We start from the raw sequence: 18,000 nt of genomic DNA on the forward strand, positions 1-18,000 counted from the left end.
TAGTCAGTTTTTGTGATCGTGCGCGCCCTTTCAGTTTCTCAAGCACCAGAAAAAGCATGGGCAACCCAAGAGCTGCCCAGAGGATCAACCATGTCCAACCGTGATATTTCCCGGCGTTCGTTCCTGCAAGGCGGGCTGATCGCCGGTGTCGGCGTGACCATGGCGCCGCTCGGCAGCCAGGCGTTCGCCGCCCTGATGGAGAGCAAGGTCACCACCTCGCCGCAGAAGTGGATGAACCACGACGGCAAGGCGCTTTCGCGAAACGACGCGCTGTCCAAGGTCTGCGGCAACAAGGTGTTCGCCCGCGACATCCGTGCCAAGGACATGCCTGGCTGGCCACAGCAGCAAGGCCACGCCATGCTGCTCAAGGCGACCAAGGCCGACCGTATCTACGCGGGCTACGACCTGTCGCTGCTGGGCGCCGAGCTGCAGCCGGACCGCGTCGTCAGCGCCGATGACCTGAAGAAGGACGGCATCGCCTGGCCCGAGGCCCACTCGCCAGATCCATTGCTGCCGCCCGGCCAGGTACCGATGTTCATCGGCCACCCGGTGGCGATCCTGATCTGGAACGACTTCGAGCGCTTCCGCAAGGCCAAGCTCAAGCTGCAGTTCAACGACCAGGCGATCCGCTACGGCGCCCAGGCCCCGCTGTACCAGCGCGATCCTTACGGCAGCTTCCGTTTCGTGCGCGTGGCCGGCAAGACGCCGTTCGACGAGGACGAATACTCGAGCCTGAAGAACACCATGCTGTTCCCCACCATCCTGGCGCGCAAGCCGGTATGGACCGCCGAGCCCAAGCAGCACGGCACCCTCACCGAGCAGGGGATGTTCTACGCCCAGCGTATCGACGAGCAGCTCAAGCAACCGCCGGAAGACTGGCTGCTGTTCGACGAGCGCTACAAGACCCCGTCGATCGAGCCCGCAGCCCTCGAGCCGGACAACGGCAACGGCTGGTTCGACCCGGCCACCGGCACCCTGCATTTCGTCGTCGCCACCCAGTGCCCGTTCGAAGTGGCGCAGGAATGCGTGCACATGATCAAACCGTCGCGTTTCGGCCTGAAGCACCTGAACATGCACCCGGGTTACACCGTCGGCTATGGCTCCAAGGACAACAACATCTTCGTGTTCTACGCCGCCGTCGCCGCGCTGTATGGCGCGGGTGTGCCGATCCGCCTGGCCAACGACCGCTACGAGCAGTTCCAGAGCGGCATCAAGCGCCACCCGTTCGACATCCGCTACCAGCTGGCCGTCGACAAGAAGGACATGAGCTTCAAGATCTTCCGCGCCGACATGACCGTCGACGGCGGCGGGCGCATCAACTACAGCCCGTCGGTGGCTTCAGTAGGCGCTACCGCTGCGCAGTCGATCTACTACATGCCGCAGAACGACCTGTCGGTCACCGCCTACCACTCCCGTGGCGTCGAGGCCGGCTCCATGCGCGGCTACGGCACCCTGCAGAGCATGGCCGCCACCGAGATGATGGTCGACGAGATCGCCGATCGCCTGGGCGTGGATGCCATCGAGCTGCGCCGCAAGAACGCGCTCAAGTCGGGCATGAAGAACACCCAGGGCGCGGTGCCCGCCGGTGCCCTGCGCCTGCACGAGATCCTCGACAAGGCCGCGGAACACGACTGGTGGAAGAACCGCCATGCGCGCAAGCAGGCCGAAGACGCCAAGGACCACGACAACTGGTACGGCGTGGGCTTCGCCATCACCCAGAAGGACTTCGGCACCGGCGCCGAGGCGCCGATGGCGGCGGTCGAGTTCACTGCCGATGGCCAGATTACTTTGCGCCATATCGGCACCGAGCTGGGCACCGGCATGTCGACCTCCCAGGCCCTGGTGGTCAGCGACTTCCTTGGCCGCGTCGCCGATCACGTGCAGACCGCCCAGACCGAATGGCCTGAGCTGCAGCTGAGCACCAGCGGCAACCCCTACCTGATCAGCCAGGCCGAGCAGGACGCCGCGCTGCGCAACCCGCGCTGGGTCGCCAAGCTGGCTTCGCCGTCGTCGGCGACCAACTCGGCGTTCTACTTCAGCCACGCCACCCGCGAGGCGGCCCGGGTGCTGTTCAACCACGGCCTGTGGCCGGCGGCCATGGCCTTGTGGAGCCAGGGTCCGTTCGGCGGCCAGGCCAACCCGTTGGTGGTGCGCCGCGAGAACGCGGTGTGGGTCAACGGCGCGCTGACCGGCAACGGCCTGGAGCCGATCCCGTTCGCGGAGCTTGCGAAGAAGGCCCACGAGATGGGCCTGATCACCGGCGTCAGCGTGCATGGCTTCAACCGCTGGAGCTGGGCCGAGGCCGACTTCGTCATCGACGGCGTGCGCGAGCGCCTGCCGCTCGATGCCCTGGCGGTGAAGTACGGCGACGGTGCGCTGAACGCGAAGAAGGCGCAGATGAACAGCGCCGGCTTCCACCTGCTCGACCGGCAGAACGTCGAGTACCCGGCTACCCAGCTGAACAACGCCATGGTCACCTACTACAGCCCGGTGGCGACCATCGTCGAGGTCAAGGTGAACAAGGGCAGCGGCGAGGTCAGCGTGCTCAACCACCACAGCTGGGTCGAGTGTGGCCGGGTGCTGGTGCCCGAGCTGGTCAAGGGTCAGCTCGAGGGCGGTATCGCCATGGGCATCGGCCATGCGCTGCTGGAGGAGATGCCGCTGTACGAGGGTGGCCCAGGCGAGGGCGACTGGAACTTCAACCGTTACCGTCTGCCGATGGCCCGGCATGTGGCGGTATGGAAACAGACGTCCGAGATCCTGCCGCCGCTGTCGCCGACCGACCCGTCCAAGGGCATCGCCGAGGTGGTGATGATCCCGGTGGTCGGCGCCATCGGCAACGCCGTGGCCCATGCCATCGGCAAGCGTGTCCGCGACCTGCCCATCACCCCCGCCCGCGTCAAGGAGGCCCTCAATGGCTGACCGCAAGCTGCAACTGACCCTCAACGGTCAATCTGTCGTCACCGAGGTGGTCCCCGATGACCTGGCGATGATCGACTACCTGCACGAGTACCAGAACCTCACAGGCTCGCGCCTGGGCTGCGGGCAGGGCATCTGCCATGCCTGCGTGGTGATCGTCGACAACCCCGACGGCACCAGCGAGGAAGTGCGCACCTGCATCACCGGCGCGCACTATTTCGAGGGCAAGCAAGTGCGCACCATCGAAGGCCACGCCAAACGCGACGAAGCGGGCAACCCCACCGAGTTGAACCCGATCCAGCAGAAGTTCGTCGACCGCTTCGCCTTCCAGTGCAGCTACTGCGCCCCGGGCTTCGTCAACGCCGCCACGGTGCTGGTGGAGAAGGCCCAGCGCAAGCCGCTGAAAAAGAGCGAGCTGGAGCAGGCCATCGAAGCCAGCCTCGGCCACCATGTGTGCCGCTGCACCGGCTATGTGCGCTACTACGAGGCGACCCGCGACGTGCTGGGCGACCTCGGCCTGGTCAAGGAGGGTTGAGCATGACGCGAGTTCTGAGCAGCCTGGCACTGGCCATTGGCGCGCTGGTCGCCTGCAACGTCCAGGCGGCCGACGAGGCATTGATCAAGCGCGGCGAATACCTCGCCCGCGCCGCCGACTGCATGGCCTGCCACACCGCCGAAGGCGGCGCGCCCTACGCCGGCGGTCTGCCAATCCATTCGCCGTTCGGCACCATCTACGGCACCAACATCACCCCGGACAAGCAGCACGGCATCGGCAACTACAGCAGCGACGAGTTCTTCGCCGCCCTCACCGAGGGCAAGCGCAAGGACGGCGCCAACCTTTACCCGGCCATGCCCTACACCTCGTATCACCTGATCAAGCGCGAGGACTCCGATGCGATCCACGCCTACCTGATGAGCGTGGCGCCAATCAACCGGCCGGCGCCGGAAACCAGCCTGAGCTTCCCGTTCAACGTGCGCACCGGCCTGATGGGCTGGAACCTGCTGTACGGCAAGAGCGTGCAGCTGGAGGAAGGCAAGGGCAACAGCGAGGCATGGAAGCGCGGCCAGTACATGGTCGAAGTGCTCGGCCATTGCGGCGAGTGCCACACCCCGCGCAATCCCATCGGCGCGCTGCAGCAGGACAAGCGCCTGACCGGCGGCCTGCTGCTGGGCTACCTGGCGCCTAGCCTGCTGGCCCAGGACCTGGCCGACCGCGGCTGGAACCAGGCCGACCTGGCAACCTTCCTCAAGCACGGTATCAGTGCCCAGGGCAGCATGTTCAACGAGATGTACCCGGTGGTGCACCACAGCACCCAGCACCTTGAAGACAGCGACCTGTCGGCCATGGCCACCTACCTGCTCGGCGACCAGCCGCCGGCGGCCAAGGTGGTGCAGGCGGTGGCCCATGAAACCCTGGGCGAGAGCGCCAAGCGCGGCCGCCAGCAGTACCTCAATGTCTGCGCCGGCTGCCACGGCGGCGATGGCGAGGGCAAGCCGCACATTGCCGTGGCCATGCAGGGCAACACCGTGCTGCGCCAGGCCGACTCGCGCAACCTGGTCAAGGCCATCGTCGACGGCATCCGCGAACAGCAGTTCACCGGCTTCGAGCGCATGCAGCCGATGCCGGGCTTTGCCGACAAGCTCGACGACCAGCAGATGACCGACATGGTCAACTACCTGCGCGAAGCCTGGGGCGGCCTGCCGGGCGACCTGACCACCCAGCAGCTGGCCCAGCTGAAGGCGGATTGACCCGTGCAGCATCTCGACCTGCAGGTGGTGCGCCAGGCGGCGCAATGGTCGCGCGACGGCTTGCGCGTGTGGCTGTGCAGCGTGCTGTGCACCTATGGCTCGGCGCCGCGCGCGCCGGGTTCGCTATTGGCGGTGAGCGAAGGCGGGCACTGGGTGGGATCGCTGTCGGGCGGCTGTGTCGAGGATGACTTCCTCGAGCGGGTCGCCGCCGGCGAGTTCGCCACGGCGGTTGCCGTGGTGCGCTATGGCGACGGCAGCGACACCCGCGGCAACATTCGCCTGCCGTGCGGCGGCATTCTCGACGTGCTGGTGGAGAACCTGCCCGGCGACTGCGCCACCCAGGCGCATCTTGCCGAGCTGGAGAGCGCCTTGCTCGGGCGTCGGCGGCTGTTGCGCGAGGTCGACCTGCGCAGCGGTGAACGGCGCCTGAGCGATGACCTCGGCCAGGGGCCACGGGTGGAGCGTGGCGAGCACTGCGTGCGCCTGCGCATCGGCGCCGCCCAGCGCCTGTTGCTGGCGGGGTATTCGAGCGTCGCGCATTTCTGCGCCGAATTCGGCAAGGGCCTGGGCTTCGAGGTGGTGCTGTGCGACCCTCGCGACGAGGTGATGGACAACGTGGCGCTGGACGGGATAGAAATCCGTCGTGAACTGCCTTCGCTGTTCATCGCCAACGGCGGCTGCCATCGCGACACTGCGGTGGTGGCGCTCACCCACGACCCCAAGATCGACGACCTGGCCATGCTCGAAGCGGTGCGTACCGAAGCGTTCTACATCGGTGTGATGGGCTCACAGGCCACGTCGGCCAAGCGTCGTGAGCGCCTGCGCCGTATCGGCGAGCTGGGTGATGCCGACATGGCGCGCATTCATGCGCCGATCGGCCTGAACCTGGGCAGCAAGACGCCGGCGGAAATCGCCCTGGCGGTGCTCGCCGATATCCTGCGGACCCGCAGCGGCATCGCCCGCGAGGCCTTGTGAAGGTCGTCGCCCTGGTGCTCGCGGCCGGGCAGGGCGCGCGCTTCGGCGCGGACAAGCGCCAGGCCCTGATGGCCGATGGTCGCAGCCTGCTGCAGCACAGCGTCGAGCGCGCCCTGGCGGTGTTCGACGAGGTACGCGTGGTGCTGCGCGCAGGCGAGCGGGCCGAGGATCTTGGGCTGCCGCCAGCCTGCCGGGTCGTCCACAGCCCCGAGGCGGGCATGGGCATGGGCCATAGCCTGGCGGCCGGCGCGGCGTCGCTGGGTGACAGCGAGGCGCAGGCTGTGGCGATCCTGCTCGGGGACATGCCGTGGATCGGGGCGGAGACCTTCCGTCGTCTGCTCGCCTCGGCGGCGCCCTCGGTCATCGTGGTGCCGCGTCATCAGGGGCAGAACGGCCACCCGGTGGTGTTCGGCCGGGATTACTGGGCCGAGCTGACGCTGTTGGCTGGTGATGAAGGGGCGCGCTCGGTGCTGCGGCGGCATGCGAACAGCGTTTTGCTCCTGGATTTGCAGGACAGCGGTGTGCTGCGCGACGTCGATACGCCCTCGGCGCTCGGCTAGACTGCCCTGGGGCCGCCACCTCACCGACGCCACCATTGAGGGAAAACCCTCATTGCCGCTCATCCGGCGGCCTCCTAGCATGGATCCGGTTACCTACCCCAGGCCACAGGAGCACTACCATGACCAGCCCCAACGACGACAAACGCCCAACGCCCGACCCGGCCGAGGACAACGCCTTCTTCCCTTCGCCGTATTCCCTCAGCCAGTTCACCTCGCGCAAGTCCGACCTCAGCGGCGCCGACTATCCCGACGCCTACCGCGGCGGACGCTGGAAGGTCCTGCTGATCGGCGCCGACGAGCGCTACCTGCTCACCGACAACGGCACGTTGTTCTCCACCGGCAACCACCCGGTGGAAACCCTGCTGCCGATGTACCACCTGGACAAGGCCGGTTTTGCCTTCGACGTCGCGACCTTGTCGGGCAACCCGGTCAAGTTCGAGTACTGGGCCATGCCCGGCGAGGACACCGAAGTGCTGGGCCTGTTCGATCGCTACAAGCCAGCGTTCAAGCAGCCGCGCAAGCTCGCCGATGTGCTGGAACAGGCCTTGGGTGAGGACTCGGACTATATCGGTGTGTTCATCCCGGGCGGCCACGGCGCTTTGATCGGCCTGCCGGAAAGCGAGGAAGTCGGGCGAGTGCTGAAATGGGCGGCGGACCACGACAAGTTCGTCATCACCCTGTGCCACGGACCGGCGGCGCTGCTGGCCGGCGGCAAGCTCTACGACGGCTACAAGATCTGCGCCTTCCCTGACGATCTGGATGCCAAGACCCCGGACATCGGCTACATGCCCGGCCACCTGACCTGGAAGTTCGGCGAACGCCTGCAGGCCCAGGGCGTCGAGATCATCAACGAGGGTATCTCCGGTGCCGTCCACCAGGACCGCAAGCTGCTCACCGGCGACAGTCCGTTGGCCGGCAATGCCCTGGGCAAGCTGGCCGCCTCGGCGCTGCTCAAGGCAGTCAACGGCGGATGAGGGACCTGCCATTCGATCAGCTGGTGCAAGCCGTCCAGCGGATCGCGCAGGCCACTGACCTCGCGGATATCCAGTCGGCCGTGCGCAATGTCGCCCGGCCGCTGGGCTATGACCGTTTCGTGCTGTTCAGCGCCAGCGCTGCGCGGGACGAGGTGGTCGAGCGTATCCATTGGGTGGAGGGGGACTGGTTCGGCGATGGCCAGGCGGTCGACGCCCAGACCTACGTGCGCCACTGTCCGGTGACCCGTCACCTGCTGGCGGCACGCGAGCCGTTCTTCTGGAGCAAGCGGCTGGACGATGGCAACGAGCGTTACCGCGTGGTACGAACGCCGAGCGGGCCGGGTATCCACGGCTTGCAGGTGCCGGTGTTCGGTCCCGCAGGCCTGGAAGGCGCCATGAGTTTCGGTGGCGCGCAGGTCGTGGCGACACCTGCCGCGCGGCTGGCCCTGACGCTGCTGGCCCAGGCCGCGTTCGCGGGCGCTCGGCGGCTGCTGGAAGCGCCCAGCGGCCAGGGGCGTTTGTCCGAGCGTGAGCGCCAGGTCCTGGCCTGGACCGCCGCCGGGCAGCGCCAGGCCGATATCGCCGCCACCCTCGGACTGTCGCTGCGCACGGTGGAAAACCACCTGCGCGCCGCCCGCCGGCGCCTGGGGGTGAGCACCACCGCCCAGGCGATCAGGATCGCCCTGGGCAGCGGTGCGCTCGACTGACTCAGCCTTTGTGCACGACGTTCAGCACCACCTTGCCGATATGCCGGCCCGACTCCATCAGTTCATGGGCCTGGCTGGCCGCGGCCAGCGGGAAGGTGGCGTGGATCAGCGGCTTGACCGCGCCGCTGCGTACATGGGGCCAGGCCTTGGCCTGCAGCTCGCCGAGGATCGCCGCCTTGTCGTCGGCGCTGCGCGCGCGCAGGGTCGAGCCGATATGGGTCAGGCGCTTGGTCAGCAGCGGGAACAGGTCGACCTCGGTGGCCGGACCCTTGACCACGCCGATCTGCACGATGCGCCCGTCCATGGCGGCGGCCCTGAAGTTCCGCGCCACGTAGTCGCCGGCGATGATGTCGACGATCACATCCACGCCCTTGCCGTCGGTGTGCGCCATGACTTGCTCGACGAAGTCCTCGCAGGTGTAGTCGATGGCCACGTCGGCGCCAAGTTCCAGGCTTGCGGCCTGTTGCCCGGCGCCATTGACCGTGGTGAAGATCTTCGCCGCGCCGAAGGCCCGGGCCAGTTGCGTCGCGGTAGTGCCGATGCCCGACGCGCCACCATGGATCAGCACGCTTTCACCGGCCTTGAAGCCGCCGCGCTGGAACAGGTTGACCCACACGGTCATGAAGGTTTCCGGCAGCGCCGCGCCCTCGACCATCGACAGGTTTTCCGGCAGGTGCGCGGTGGTGCGTTCGTCGGCCACGGCGTACTCGGCATAACCACCGCCCTGGACCAGGGCGATCACGGCATCGCCGAGGGCAAAGTGACGGACCTGCTCGCCGATGGCCACCACCTTGCCGGCGATCTCCAGGCCCGGGATGGCCGGCGCGCCGGCGGGTGGATCGTACAGGCCCTTGCGCTGCAGCAGGTCGGGGCCGTTGACGCCGGCGGCATGCACCTGCACCAGCACCTCGCGCGGGCCTGGCTGGGGCGTGGCATGGCTGGCAACCTGCAGGACCTCGGGGCCGCCTGGCCGGGTGATGTCGATGGCGCTCATTTGGCTGGGGATGATGTGACGCATGAAGACCTCTGTCATTCTGAAGAAAGGCCGTGTCGGCCCGTTGCGTCACAGGGTATGCAAGCCGGGTTGTCCGGTCGCGCGGCGATTTTGCGACGCACCTTTGCAGATTTTCTTCAGCCGGCAGTGACTGCGCTGAATCAGGAGTGGACCAATGAACTGGGATGATGCGCGCATGCTGCTGGCCTTGAGCCGCGAACAGACCCTGCGCCGCGCCGCCCGGGTGCTGCGGGTCGACCAGGCCACGGTGGGCCGGCGAGTGGCGGCGCTGGAGGCGGACCTGGGCTCGACCCTGTTCCTGCGCACGCCGGCCGGTTATCAGTTAACCGCCATCGGTGAAGTGGCCGTGGAAATGGCGCAGAAGATGGAACAGGCGGCCCTGGAACTTGCCCGCCGAACCCGAGGCGCGGATAACGAGGAGGCCGGCGAGGTGCGCATCGCCACCACCGACTCCCTGGCCCTGGAGTTCGTCATCCCGGCACTGCGGCAGGTACATGAGACCCATCCCGAGGTGCGCGTGGTGCTCAGTGGCAGTTCGGAGATCGTCAATCTGTCGCAACGCGAAACCGACATCGCCATTCGCAACCAGCGCCCGGACAGCCCCGACCTGGTGCTGCGCAAGCTGGCCAGCTGGCAGATGGGCCTGTTCGCCTCGGCGGATTACCTGGCGCGGCGGGGCGTGCCGGAGGAGGGCAGCTTTGCCGGCCACGACCTGGTGGTGTATGAGCCGTACTGGCGCGATCGCGCCGAACCGACCCTGGTGGACGTGCCCATGGGCGAAGGGCGGGTGGTGATGGCGGCCAACGCCAGCATGATGCTGCGCCGCGGCATCGCCGAAGGCCTGGGCCTCGGGGAGATCCCGGTGGAGCTGGGGCAGCGTGACGGCTTGCGGCGAGTCTGGCCGCAGCGTACGCGCAGCCAGCCCTACGAGGTGTGGATGGTCACCCACCAGGACCTGCGCCACACGGCGCGGGTGCGCGCGGTGATCGACCAGTTGGTGCGGGCGTTTGCCGGGCCAGGCGAGTGACAGGCGCCCCAGTCAGCCTGCAACGGCCAAAGGGCTGAACGCGCCTGCGATGAAGGCTTCGAGCGCCTGGGCCTCGATGATCTCGATCGAGAAATGCCCGAAACGCTTGGGCAACCAGATGATGCGGGCTCCGGCAGGCGATTGCAGCTGCTCGCGAGCCAGTGGCTTGCCGTTCTCGTCCTCGGGCTGGATGCCATTGGCCGTCAGCTGGTCATAGGCCTGTTCGATGTCCGGCGTGGAGTAGCAGTGGCGGTAGATCATCCCTTCGCCGTGGGTATCGAGCAGGTCCTTGAGGTTGCCCGCCAGCGGCTGGACCAGCATGAAACGCTCCTGGCCGACCCGGGCGATCGCATAGTGGACGTGCAGGCCGCCGCGTTCCCAGACCAGCGTGCGGGAAATGTCGGCGCCCAGCACCTGCGCGTAATAGCTACAGGCGGCGTCCAGATCGGCGACCAGTACATCCACGTGGCTGAACTTGAGGTCCATCGCATTGCTCGCTCATGCAGAAGGTTCAGGGCTGTGCCGGCGCGACGTCGCTCACCGAGTCTGCTTCGGGCTGGCCGGCCTCGGCCGCCAGTTTCAACCGGTCGGCCTTGGAGATGTAGGGGTTCCTGTTTTTCGGCGCCAACTTGGCGCTGGCCTTCTTGGCGTGGGCTTTCAACAGCTGGTTGATCTTTTTACGACGGTTCATGTTATTCCACTTCATTGACGCTGGGTGCTGCCGCAGGGCGAACGATACAGCAAACCGCCACTGACGAATCGTCATATTCGCGCTACACCATCACCTGACGGGTTTAACCGAGCGACAGGCACGGAGCCTGTCGCACCCGACAAGGAGGTCATCATGCAATGGACGCCACAATCTGCAACCTGCCTGAAAGCGCTGCTCTTTGGCTGCCTGGCAGCCGCCGCCTCGCCCACCTTCGCCGAGCAAATCTGCGCGTTGCCCGACAACGTCGAGCCTGCGCCGGCCCGCCCGGTGGACTACGTCAACAAGGACCTGCCCACCGATTACCTGGCCCTGGTGCTGTCCTGGTCGCCGGAGCATTGTGAAGCCCAGCGCAACAAGCCCAAGGCGCAACGCGAAAAGCATGCCTTCCAGTGCTTCTCGGGCAATCGTTTCGAATGGGTGGTGCACGGCCTGTGGCCGCAGAATGGCTACGCCAGGTCCAACCAGGACCATCCGCGCAACTGCCAGACAGTCGGTTCGCTGCCGGCGCCCTTGGTCAGGCAGCACCTGTGCATGATGCCCGGGCCGGACCTGATGCAGAACGAATGGCAGGCCCACGGTACCTGCGGCTGGTCATCGCCGGAGCGCTACTTTGCCGATATACAGCGGGTCTACGACTCGCTGCAGCGGCCCTCCCTGCAGGAAATGCTCGGCAGCGAAGCGGGTCCCAACCAATTGGTGGACGCCAAGGTGAGCGACATCAAGCAGGCGTTCCTGGCCCATAACCCGGCGCTGCCTGCGCAGAGCCTGCGGGTATCGGTGGGTTCGGGCAACCGCCTGAAAGAGCTCTGGGTCTGCCTGGACAAACAGCTCGGCCCATTGCCGTGCCCAGCCGGCGGGACCCCCGACAACCAGCAGATCAAGGTCCGCACACCCAACCAGTAACCTTCCTGCAAGGAGTGCCTCCCATGCGAGCATCCGCCACTGGCGACTACCTGCGCGTACGCGCCATCGCCGGCACCCATGTCGTGGTGCTGGCCTGGGACTTCGTCACGCCACCGAACCTTGCGACGCTGGTAGGCGAGCAGAACCTGCTGGGCTTTGCCGTGCAGCGCAAGCAGTTCGACGCGGCCGGCCAGGTGCGTACCCGCTATTACCTGCGTGGCTTGAAACGCTTCGCAGACAAGGACAAGGGGCTGCCCCCGGGCACGCGGGTGCCGACCAGCGAACACCCCATCCAGAGCTTCCTGTGGGCGGACTACACCGCCTCTGCCGAAGGCGACTACGAGTACGCGGTGCAACCGGTGTTCGGCGAGCCGAAGAACCTGCGTGTGGATGAGGCCCTGGGTGTTGCCGTGCGTGTGCGCTGCGAAAGCACGGCGGCGCCGGGCACGGGCGTGCGCCACGACGTGTACTTCAACCGTGGCGTGATCGGCTCCCAGGCCTATGCCCGGGAGTTCGACAACGTTGCCCCCGACCCCGACGCACCGCAATCCAAGCCGATGCGATGGCTTTCGCGAGGCTTGTACGAGGCCCTGCTTGCCTTCATCGAACGCGGTGCCAGGCCGGGCATGGGGTTGCGCGCGGCGTTCTATGAATTTCACTACCTGCCGGTCGCCCAGGCGCTAAGCGATGCTGCGCGTGAAGGCGACGTGCAGGTCGTCTATGACGCGGCCAGCAAGTACAAGGCCGAGAACCAGGCCACCATCGCCCAGGCCGGCCTGGCCGCTCACGCTCATCCGCGCACGGTCAGCGAGGGTATCCGCCACAACAAGTTCATCGTGCTGCTCGAGCATGGCCAGCCGGTCAGTGTCTGGACCGGCTCGACCAATATCTCGGCCGGTGGGATCTTCGGCCATTCGAACGTGGGGCACGTCGTCCACGACCCCGGAATCGCCCGGCAATACCTCGACTACTGGACACGCCTGCAACGCAACCTGACGCCGGGCAAATTGCGTACCCCCAACGCCCTGGCCAGCCCGCAGCCGCCCTTGCCGTTGCAGCCGGGCACCTATCCCGTGTTCAGCCCGCGCGAGGACAAGGACGAGCCCCAGGCGCGCAAGACCTTGCAGTGGTACGCCAACCTGGCCAGCGCGGCCAGTCAATTGGTGTGCTTCACCGCTGCTTTCGATATCGCCGCCGAGTTCCAGACGGTGTTCCAGGCACAGAACGATGTGCTGCGCTACGTGATCAAGGACGATCCGCTCAGCGCGACCGAGAACATTGGTACCGACGGTGATGTGATCTTCGCTGCCGGTAGCCATCTGAGCGAGGACAACACGCTGGCCAACGCGCTGAAGGAACGCGACAACCCGCTCAACAGCAACGATTACATCCATACCAAGTACATGCTGGTCGATCCCTTGGGCGAGCAGCCCACGGTGGTGACGGGCTCGGCGAACTTCAGCAGCGCCTCCCAGGTGAAGAACGACGAGAACATGCTGGTGATCCACGGCGACACCCGGGTGGCGGACATCTACTTCGGCGAATTCATGCGCCTGTTCGACCATCACTACGCCCGCTACCTGGCGGCAAGGTACCAGGCCCGACCCGGCAGCCAGGGCAATTATCTGAAGGAGACGGCCGGGCAATGGCTGCCCGCGCACCTGGACCCGTCCAACTACCGCTCGAAGCGCCGGCAGTACTTCATTGGCTGACAGGCTCGGGCACTGGCCAGACGTCGCGCTGGCGTGTAGGTGTTTTGCTTCAAGGCGGGTAGGAGAACTCAGGCGGTACTGTATATTTGTCCAGTATTCATTGGCGATTCCAATGCCAGAGCACGCCAGGGCCAAAAATGGCTGCGTGGACAATAAATCCAGCTCCGTTAGTTTGAAGGCCTCTCCTTCGGAAAGGGAGAGTTCTCAAACCACATGGAGTTACAACGATGAACCAACCAGAAAACCAGAACCCGCTTCGCCACGGTCGTGTCACCACCCCAGCCTCGCGTGGCGCCGTCGCCATCGACCTCGGCGTGCTGAGCGGCTGGCAGGTCGATGAAATGGAAGGCGGCAAGAACTTCCCGGCCCTGGCCGCCGGTCCGTTCCCCGCGCCGTTCCAGTCGGACAACCCGAGCGTCGCGCCGCCCGCCGATGGCTACATCCTCAGCGGTGGCAAGACCGACGCCCGTGACTGCGTCAACTTCACCGACGAGGAGATGGGCAAGAAACTCAACCGCGCCTTCACCTGGCCGCTGATCAATGTCGACGCCGGGCAAGTGTTCAAGGTGACCTGGCGCTACACCGCGCCGCATACCACCCGTGGCTATCGTTGGCTGATCACCAAGGACGGCTGGGACCCGAAACAACGCATCACCCGTGCGCAACTGGAAGACAAGCCGTTCGCCGAGGACTTCTACCCGCAGGTGCCGTATTACAGCCACGCCGGCGAGTTGAAGGCCAAGGTCGATCACGAAGTGAAGCTGCCGGCCAACAAAAAGGGCCGTCACGTGATCGTGCTGATGTGGATCGTCGCCAATACCGGCAACGCCTTCTACCAGGCATTCGACGTCGACTTCCAGTAAGTCCGCGGGATCTACACACGTTCTGAAGGATTAGAACATGGCAACGATTGACTTTACCCAACTCAAGGCAGCGCAGGATGACGCTGCATCGCGGATGCCCAGCCTGGCGGGCAAGAAGATCCTCATGGGCTACTGGCACAACTGGCCGGCCGGCCCGGCGGATGGTTACCAGCGCGGGCAGTTCGCCAACATGAGCCTGGAGGAGGTGCCACGCGACTACAACGTGGTGGCGGTGGCCTTCATGAAGGGCAGCGGCATACCGACCTTCAAGCCTTACAACCTGTCCGATGCCGAGTTCCGGCGCCAGGTGGGCGTGCTCAACAGCCAGGGCAGGGCGGTGCTGATGTCCCTGGGCGGCGCCGATGCGCATATCGCCCTGAACCCGGGCCATGAACAACCGCTGGCCAATGAAATCATTCGCCTGGTGGAAACCTACGGTTTCGACGGGCTGGACATCGACCTTGAACAGAGCGCGATCGATTTCGCCGCCAACAAGACCGTCCTGCCTGCCGCACTGAAACTGGTGAAGGATCACTACGCCGCCGAGGGCAAGCATTTCATCATCAGCATGGCACCGGAGTTCCCCTACCTGACCAGCGCGGGGCGCTACGTCGACTACCTCAAGGCACTGGAGGGGTACTACGATTTCATCGCCCCGCAGTTCTACAACCAGGGGGGCGACGGGCTCTGGGTGCAGGAGGCCAACAATGGCAACGGCGCCTGGATCGCGCAGAACAACGATGCCATGAAGGAGGACTTCCTGTTCTACCTGACCGAGAGCCTGGTCAGTGGCACCCGCGGCTTCACCCGGATCCCGGCCGACAAGTTCGTCATCGGCCTGCCGGCCAACGTCGACGCCGCCGCCACCGGCTATGTGATCAACCCGACGGCGGTGACCAACGCGTTCAAGCGTCTCTACGCCAAGGGCGTGTCGATCAAGGGCCTGATGACCTGGTCGGTCAACTGGGACAGCGGGTTCAACAAGAACCACGTGCCTTACAACCAGGAGTTCAGCCGGCGCTACGGGCCGCTGATCAACAGTGGCAACAAGGCCACAGCGTCCGTCGACGCCTGATCGAGTTAGCATCCGGCAGACGTGCCTGATGCCCGACAGTCGAGGCCTGTCGGCTTGATCACCGCATGAAGATCCGATGCCGCAAGGCATCGGATTTTTTGTGCCTGGTCGCTAGTGTGGTGTTTCACAAATAACGACCATAACTCGCGGCGCTTTTTGCGCTCATGCGGCGTTGTCGCTCCTCGCCGTAGCTGGGCTACGACTCGTCGCGACGCCTTGCCTGAGCGCAAAAATTGCTCGCGATTTATTGGTCGTATTTGCAAAACACCACACTAGGGCGCCGGTACGAAAATGGCGAGTCACCGCTATGCACAGGGGCTACCATGTCACCCATGGCCAATATCAACGACACCACCGAAAACGACGCCTGCTACCTGGCACTGAAAACGCACGATGCGCGCTTGGACGGCTGTTTTTTCCTGGGCTGGCGTCCGCCCTATGACACGGCGGCAATGCTCGGGTTTCTGTGCCTGCGGGCGATACCCGGCGTGGAGCGTGTGGAGGAGGGGACGTACACCCGTACGCTGCGCCTCATGCAGGACGGTCAGGAACATTGCGGCTGGTTGAGCGTGGCCTTTGACGAGGCGCGCGCTCAGGTGCGAGTAACGATCAGCGATTCCCTGGCGGGCGTCCTGCCCACGGTGATCAACCGCGTGCGCGCCGCGTTCGACCTGGATGCCGACCCGCTCGCCATCGACGCGGTGCTGCACAGTGCGTTCCCCTCGGGTGCGGGCCTGCGCGTTCCGGGAACGGTGGATGGTTTCGAGCTGGCCGTGCGTGCCGTGCTGGGCCAGCAGATCACCGTGGCCGCTGCGCGCACATTGGGCGCACGCCTGGTCGCGTCCTTCGGACAACCCATCACAACGCCGCTGGCTGGCATGGACCGTCTGTTCCCCACGCCCGCCGCGCTGATCGCGGCCAGCGGTGATCAACTGGGCCGACTGGGCATCACGCGCCAACGCCAGGCGGCGCTCAAGGCGTTGGCCGAGGCGGTGCTGGAGGGCGGCCTAATCCTGAGCCCCGGGGTGGACGTCGCGGCCACCTGTGCCCGCTTGCGCGCACTGCCGGGGATCGGCGACTGGACCGCGCAATACATCGCCTTGCGTGCGTTGCGCTGGCCCGATGCCTTCCCGGCGGGCGATGTGGCGCTGCAAAAAGCCCTGGGTGTGAGCAGCGCACAGGCGGCAACGCAAGCCGCGCAGGGCTGGCGACCCTGGCGCGGTTATGCAGTGCTGCGCGCCTGGCAACGCTTGCACTGACACGCCAGCCTGAACAGGTGTAAACCAATTTCAGGACTAGACAGTATCGGGGGTCTAAGCTCTGGGCGCCGAACACAGCTGACGTGTCTGCCATGGCAGGTCAAGTTGCCCGACCTGAAAAGCGCATGATATAAATGAGATTCACTATCAATTGGTTGCCATCATGGCTTCGACCGACAACGATCTCCTGCGAGCCCTGGCCTTGCACTACGACGATTTGGTCGAGCACATTCGCCGACGTTTTTCCAACCAGCATTTTGCCCGCGACGTGGTCCATGATGTCTGCGTGCAGATCCTGGAAAAGCCGCCACTCAACGCCATCAGCGTGCCCATGGCCTTTTTGCGGCGTGCCACGCTCAACCGCGCAATCGACCGGCGCCGTGCGGAAAGCACCCGCATGCTGTACGCGCAGAGCCAGATCGCCGTGGTCGAGCAGCACTGCGACCCGCTGGACGGTGCGATGGCGCTCGAATTCGAACAGCGCCTGCGTGCCTTGCTGGCGGTGATCGACGCATTGCCGGCGCGTCAGCGCCAGGTGTTCCTGCTCCACCGTATCCACGGCATGCCACAAAAGGACATCGCGCAGGAGCTGGAGATTTCCGTGAACATGGTTGCCCAGCATTTCATGCGGGCCATGCGCACCCTCGCGCAACGCTGGCAGCCGGAGGCCTGATCGATGCAACGCCGTAGCGCGCCCGGCGCGCGCGATGCCCTCGAGCCTTACGCTGAATCCCTGCGTGCGCTGGTGCCCAGCCGTGAGGCGCTTTTGCAGGAAGCCAAGGCGCAGAGCGCACGCAATGCCAATCGTCGGCGCAAGGCCGCCGGCACGGCCCTGCTGCTGGCCCTGGCCGGTTGGGCCTGGCTGGCCGACCCGGCGCTGGGCTACCGCCAGGTCGAGGTGGCCAGCAGCGGTCGCGAAACGTTGCACCTGGACGACGGCAGCGTGGTCGAACTGGACGCCGGCAGCGTGCTGCGCATCGAGTATCGCCTGCGCAGTCGGCAGTTCGAGCTGCTCGATGGCGAAGGCTTGTTCAGCGTCGCTCATCAAGCCAAGCCCTTCATCGTGCGTAGCCAGGGCGTGGCTGTGCGCGATATCGGCACGGTGTTCGATGTACGCAGCGACCTGGACGGCGTGCGGGTGGCTGTTCTGGAGGGAGAAGTTGAGGTGGACAACGGCATGGCGCGTCAACGGCTGACGGCCAACCAGCAACTGCTTGCCAACCCTCAGCGCCTGGGGCCGGTGCACGCCAGCAACCCCGGCGAACGAGACGCCTGGCGGCATGACCTGTTCCATTTCGACGGCACCCCGCTCGAGTCGGTCCTGGCGCAACTGCGCCGCCATCGCGACGCGCCGATTCGCCTGCAGGGCGCGACCACCAGGCAACACCGGCTCAGCGGAGAGTTCCCGACCGGCAATGTCGAACAGTTGCTCGACAGCCTGCCGCAGCTGGCGCCGGTAACAGTCAGCCGCGACAAGAGCGGTGCGGTGCAGGTGGATGTGCAGCGCTGAAAAAATTTTTTAGCGCTGCATCAATGTGCGGGTCAGCACA

17 protein-coding genes and 1 pseudogene are annotated in these 18,000 nt (G+C 65.7%); 15 read left to right on the forward strand and 3 right to left on the reverse strand.

Annotation, left to right across the window (positions count from 1 at the left end):
* Nucleotides 1–90 precede the first annotated feature (90 nt).
* From ACODS9_RS00090 to ACODS9_RS00120, 7 genes are all read left to right on the forward strand, one after another.
* On the forward strand, nucleotides 91–2,922 hold the full coding sequence (locus ACODS9_RS00090) for a xanthine dehydrogenase family protein molybdopterin-binding subunit (RefSeq protein ID WP_401105036.1): 2,832 nt from the start codon (nucleotides 91–93) through the stop codon (nucleotides 2,920–2,922).
* Nucleotides 2,915–3,454, forward strand: coding sequence for a (2Fe-2S)-binding protein (locus tag ACODS9_RS00095; protein ID WP_023632847.1), 540 nt, complete (start codon nucleotides 2,915–2,917; stop codon nucleotides 3,452–3,454). The genes ACODS9_RS00090 and ACODS9_RS00095 overlap by 8 nt, the downstream gene beginning before the upstream one ends.
* A gap of 2 nt (nucleotides 3,455–3,456) precedes the next feature.
* The gene (locus ACODS9_RS00100) at nucleotides 3,457–4,668 is read left to right on the forward strand and encodes a c-type cytochrome (RefSeq protein ID WP_489092950.1); all 1,212 of its coding nucleotides are present in this window, start codon (nucleotides 3,457–3,459) and stop codon (nucleotides 4,666–4,668) included.
* A 3-nt stretch (nucleotides 4,669–4,671) separates the two neighbouring features.
* Nucleotides 4,672–5,643: an XdhC family protein gene (locus tag ACODS9_RS00105; protein WP_094011103.1), complete on the forward strand. Its 972-nt coding sequence runs from the start codon at nucleotides 4,672–4,674 to the stop codon at nucleotides 5,641–5,643.
* On the forward strand, nucleotides 5,640–6,203 hold the full coding sequence (locus ACODS9_RS00110; RefSeq protein WP_489092951.1) for a nucleotidyltransferase family protein: 564 nt from the start codon (nucleotides 5,640–5,642) through the stop codon (nucleotides 6,201–6,203). Before ACODS9_RS00105 ends, ACODS9_RS00110 begins: the two co-directional genes overlap by 4 nt.
* Nucleotides 6,204–6,322: 119 nt before the next feature.
* On the forward strand, nucleotides 6,323–7,177 hold the full coding sequence (gene hchA, locus ACODS9_RS00115) for a glyoxalase III HchA (protein ID WP_094011105.1): 855 nt from the start codon (nucleotides 6,323–6,325) through the stop codon (nucleotides 7,175–7,177).
* A complete protein-coding gene (locus ACODS9_RS00120; protein ID WP_038705919.1) occupies nucleotides 7,174–7,884 on the forward strand; it encodes a PA1136 family autoinducer-binding transcriptional regulator in 711 nt (236 codons plus the stop codon). Before hchA ends, ACODS9_RS00120 begins: the two co-directional genes overlap by 4 nt.
* 1 nt (nucleotide 7,885) lies before the next feature.
* Here ACODS9_RS00120 and ACODS9_RS00125 read toward each other — a convergent pair whose 3' ends face one another.
* Complete coding sequence (locus ACODS9_RS00125; protein WP_489093130.1) at nucleotides 7,886–8,878, reverse strand: NAD(P)H-quinone oxidoreductase; 993 nt, start codon at nucleotides 8,876–8,878, stop codon at nucleotides 7,886–7,888.
* A gap of 175 nt (nucleotides 8,879–9,053) precedes the next feature.
* On the opposite strand from ACODS9_RS00125, the gene ACODS9_RS00130 reads away from it, so the two are divergent.
* Complete coding sequence (locus tag ACODS9_RS00130; protein ID WP_038705920.1) at nucleotides 9,054–9,926, forward strand: LysR family transcriptional regulator; 873 nt, start codon at nucleotides 9,054–9,056, stop codon at nucleotides 9,924–9,926.
* Nucleotides 9,927–9,938: 12 nt separating this feature from the next.
* On the opposite strand, the gene ACODS9_RS00135 is transcribed toward ACODS9_RS00130, so the two are convergent.
* Both ACODS9_RS00135 and ACODS9_RS00140 read right to left on the reverse strand, forming a co-directional pair.
* The gene (locus tag ACODS9_RS00135; RefSeq protein ID WP_401105048.1) at nucleotides 9,939–10,412 is read right to left on the reverse strand and encodes a VOC family protein; all 474 of its coding nucleotides are present in this window, start codon (nucleotides 10,410–10,412) and stop codon (nucleotides 9,939–9,941) included.
* 25 nt (nucleotides 10,413–10,437) lie between these two features.
* Nucleotides 10,438–10,617: a DUF2986 domain-containing protein gene (locus ACODS9_RS00140; RefSeq protein ID WP_046855970.1), complete on the reverse strand. Its 180-nt coding sequence runs from the start codon at nucleotides 10,615–10,617 to the stop codon at nucleotides 10,438–10,440.
* A gap of 153 nt (nucleotides 10,618–10,770) precedes the next feature.
* Here ACODS9_RS00140 and ACODS9_RS00145 point away from each other — a divergent pair, with 153 nt between their 5' ends.
* From ACODS9_RS00145 to ACODS9_RS00175, 7 genes and pseudogenes are all read left to right on the forward strand, one after another.
* A complete protein-coding gene (locus ACODS9_RS00145) occupies nucleotides 10,771–11,541 on the forward strand; it encodes a ribonuclease T2 family protein (RefSeq protein ID WP_489092952.1) in 771 nt (256 codons plus the stop codon).
* Between the two features lie 23 nt (nucleotides 11,542–11,564).
* Nucleotides 11,565–13,253 carry a phospholipase D-like domain-containing protein gene (locus tag ACODS9_RS00150; RefSeq protein ID WP_489092953.1) on the forward strand — a complete coding sequence of 563 codons (1,689 nt, stop codon included), beginning with the start codon at nucleotides 11,565–11,567 and terminating at the stop codon, nucleotides 13,251–13,253.
* A gap of 227 nt (nucleotides 13,254–13,480) precedes the next feature.
* A complete protein-coding gene (locus tag ACODS9_RS00155) occupies nucleotides 13,481–14,116 on the forward strand; it encodes a lytic polysaccharide monooxygenase auxiliary activity family 9 protein (RefSeq protein ID WP_046855967.1) in 636 nt (211 codons plus the stop codon).
* Nucleotides 14,117–14,153: 37 nt separating this feature from the next.
* Nucleotides 14,154–15,161 (forward strand): annotated as a pseudogene (locus ACODS9_RS00160) (chitinase); the annotation flags it as partial.
* Between the two features lie 362 nt (nucleotides 15,162–15,523).
* Complete coding sequence (locus ACODS9_RS00165; protein ID WP_489092954.1) at nucleotides 15,524–16,450, forward strand: DNA-3-methyladenine glycosylase family protein; 927 nt, start codon at nucleotides 15,524–15,526, stop codon at nucleotides 16,448–16,450.
* A gap of 163 nt (nucleotides 16,451–16,613) precedes the next feature.
* Nucleotides 16,614–17,123 (forward strand): RNA polymerase sigma factor, encoded by a 510-nt coding sequence (locus tag ACODS9_RS00170; protein WP_401105057.1) that lies wholly within the window; start codon nucleotides 16,614–16,616, stop codon nucleotides 17,121–17,123.
* Between the two features lie 3 nt (nucleotides 17,124–17,126).
* Complete coding sequence (locus ACODS9_RS00175; RefSeq protein WP_489092955.1) at nucleotides 17,127–17,960, forward strand: FecR family protein; 834 nt, start codon at nucleotides 17,127–17,129, stop codon at nucleotides 17,958–17,960.
* Nucleotides 17,961–18,000 lie beyond the last annotated feature (40 nt).

It is taken from the genome of Pseudomonas sp. FG36, from assembly GCF_057809275.1.

Excerpts from the sequence above, each read along its gene's own strand:
- ACODS9_RS00090 (WP_401105036.1), top strand. The coding sequence starts at position 91 with ATGTCCAACCGTGATATTTCCCGGCGTTCGTTCCTGCAAGGCGGGCTG.
- ACODS9_RS00095 (WP_023632847.1), top strand. The coding sequence starts at position 2,915 with ATGGCTGACCGCAAGCTGCAACTGACCCTCAACGGTCAATCTGTCGTC.
- ACODS9_RS00100 (WP_489092950.1), top strand. The coding sequence starts at position 3,457 with ATGACGCGAGTTCTGAGCAGCCTGGCACTGGCCATTGGCGCGCTGGTC.
- hchA (WP_094011105.1), top strand. The coding sequence starts at position 6,323 with ATGACCAGCCCCAACGACGACAAACGCCCAACGCCCGACCCGGCCGAG.
- ACODS9_RS00120 (WP_038705919.1), top strand. The coding sequence starts at position 7,174 with ATGAGGGACCTGCCATTCGATCAGCTGGTGCAAGCCGTCCAGCGGATC.
- ACODS9_RS00125 (WP_489093130.1), bottom strand. The coding sequence starts at position 8,878 with ATGAGCGCCATCGACATCACCCGGCCAGGCGGCCCCGAGGTCCTGCAG.
- ACODS9_RS00130 (WP_038705920.1), top strand. The coding sequence starts at position 9,054 with ATGAACTGGGATGATGCGCGCATGCTGCTGGCCTTGAGCCGCGAACAG.
- ACODS9_RS00135 (WP_401105048.1), bottom strand. The coding sequence starts at position 10,412 with ATGGACCTCAAGTTCAGCCACGTGGATGTACTGGTCGCCGATCTGGAC.
- ACODS9_RS00140 (WP_046855970.1), bottom strand. The coding sequence starts at position 10,617 with ATGAACCGTCGTAAAAAGATCAACCAGCTGTTGAAAGCCCACGCCAAG.
- ACODS9_RS00145 (WP_489092952.1), top strand. The coding sequence starts at position 10,771 with ATGCAATGGACGCCACAATCTGCAACCTGCCTGAAAGCGCTGCTCTTT.
- ACODS9_RS00150 (WP_489092953.1), top strand. The coding sequence starts at position 11,565 with ATGCGAGCATCCGCCACTGGCGACTACCTGCGCGTACGCGCCATCGCC.
- ACODS9_RS00155 (WP_046855967.1), top strand. The coding sequence starts at position 13,481 with ATGAACCAACCAGAAAACCAGAACCCGCTTCGCCACGGTCGTGTCACC.
- ACODS9_RS00165 (WP_489092954.1), top strand. The coding sequence starts at position 15,524 with ATGGCCAATATCAACGACACCACCGAAAACGACGCCTGCTACCTGGCA.
- ACODS9_RS00170 (WP_401105057.1), top strand. The coding sequence starts at position 16,614 with ATGGCTTCGACCGACAACGATCTCCTGCGAGCCCTGGCCTTGCACTAC.
- ACODS9_RS00175 (WP_489092955.1), top strand. The coding sequence starts at position 17,127 with ATGCAACGCCGTAGCGCGCCCGGCGCGCGCGATGCCCTCGAGCCTTAC.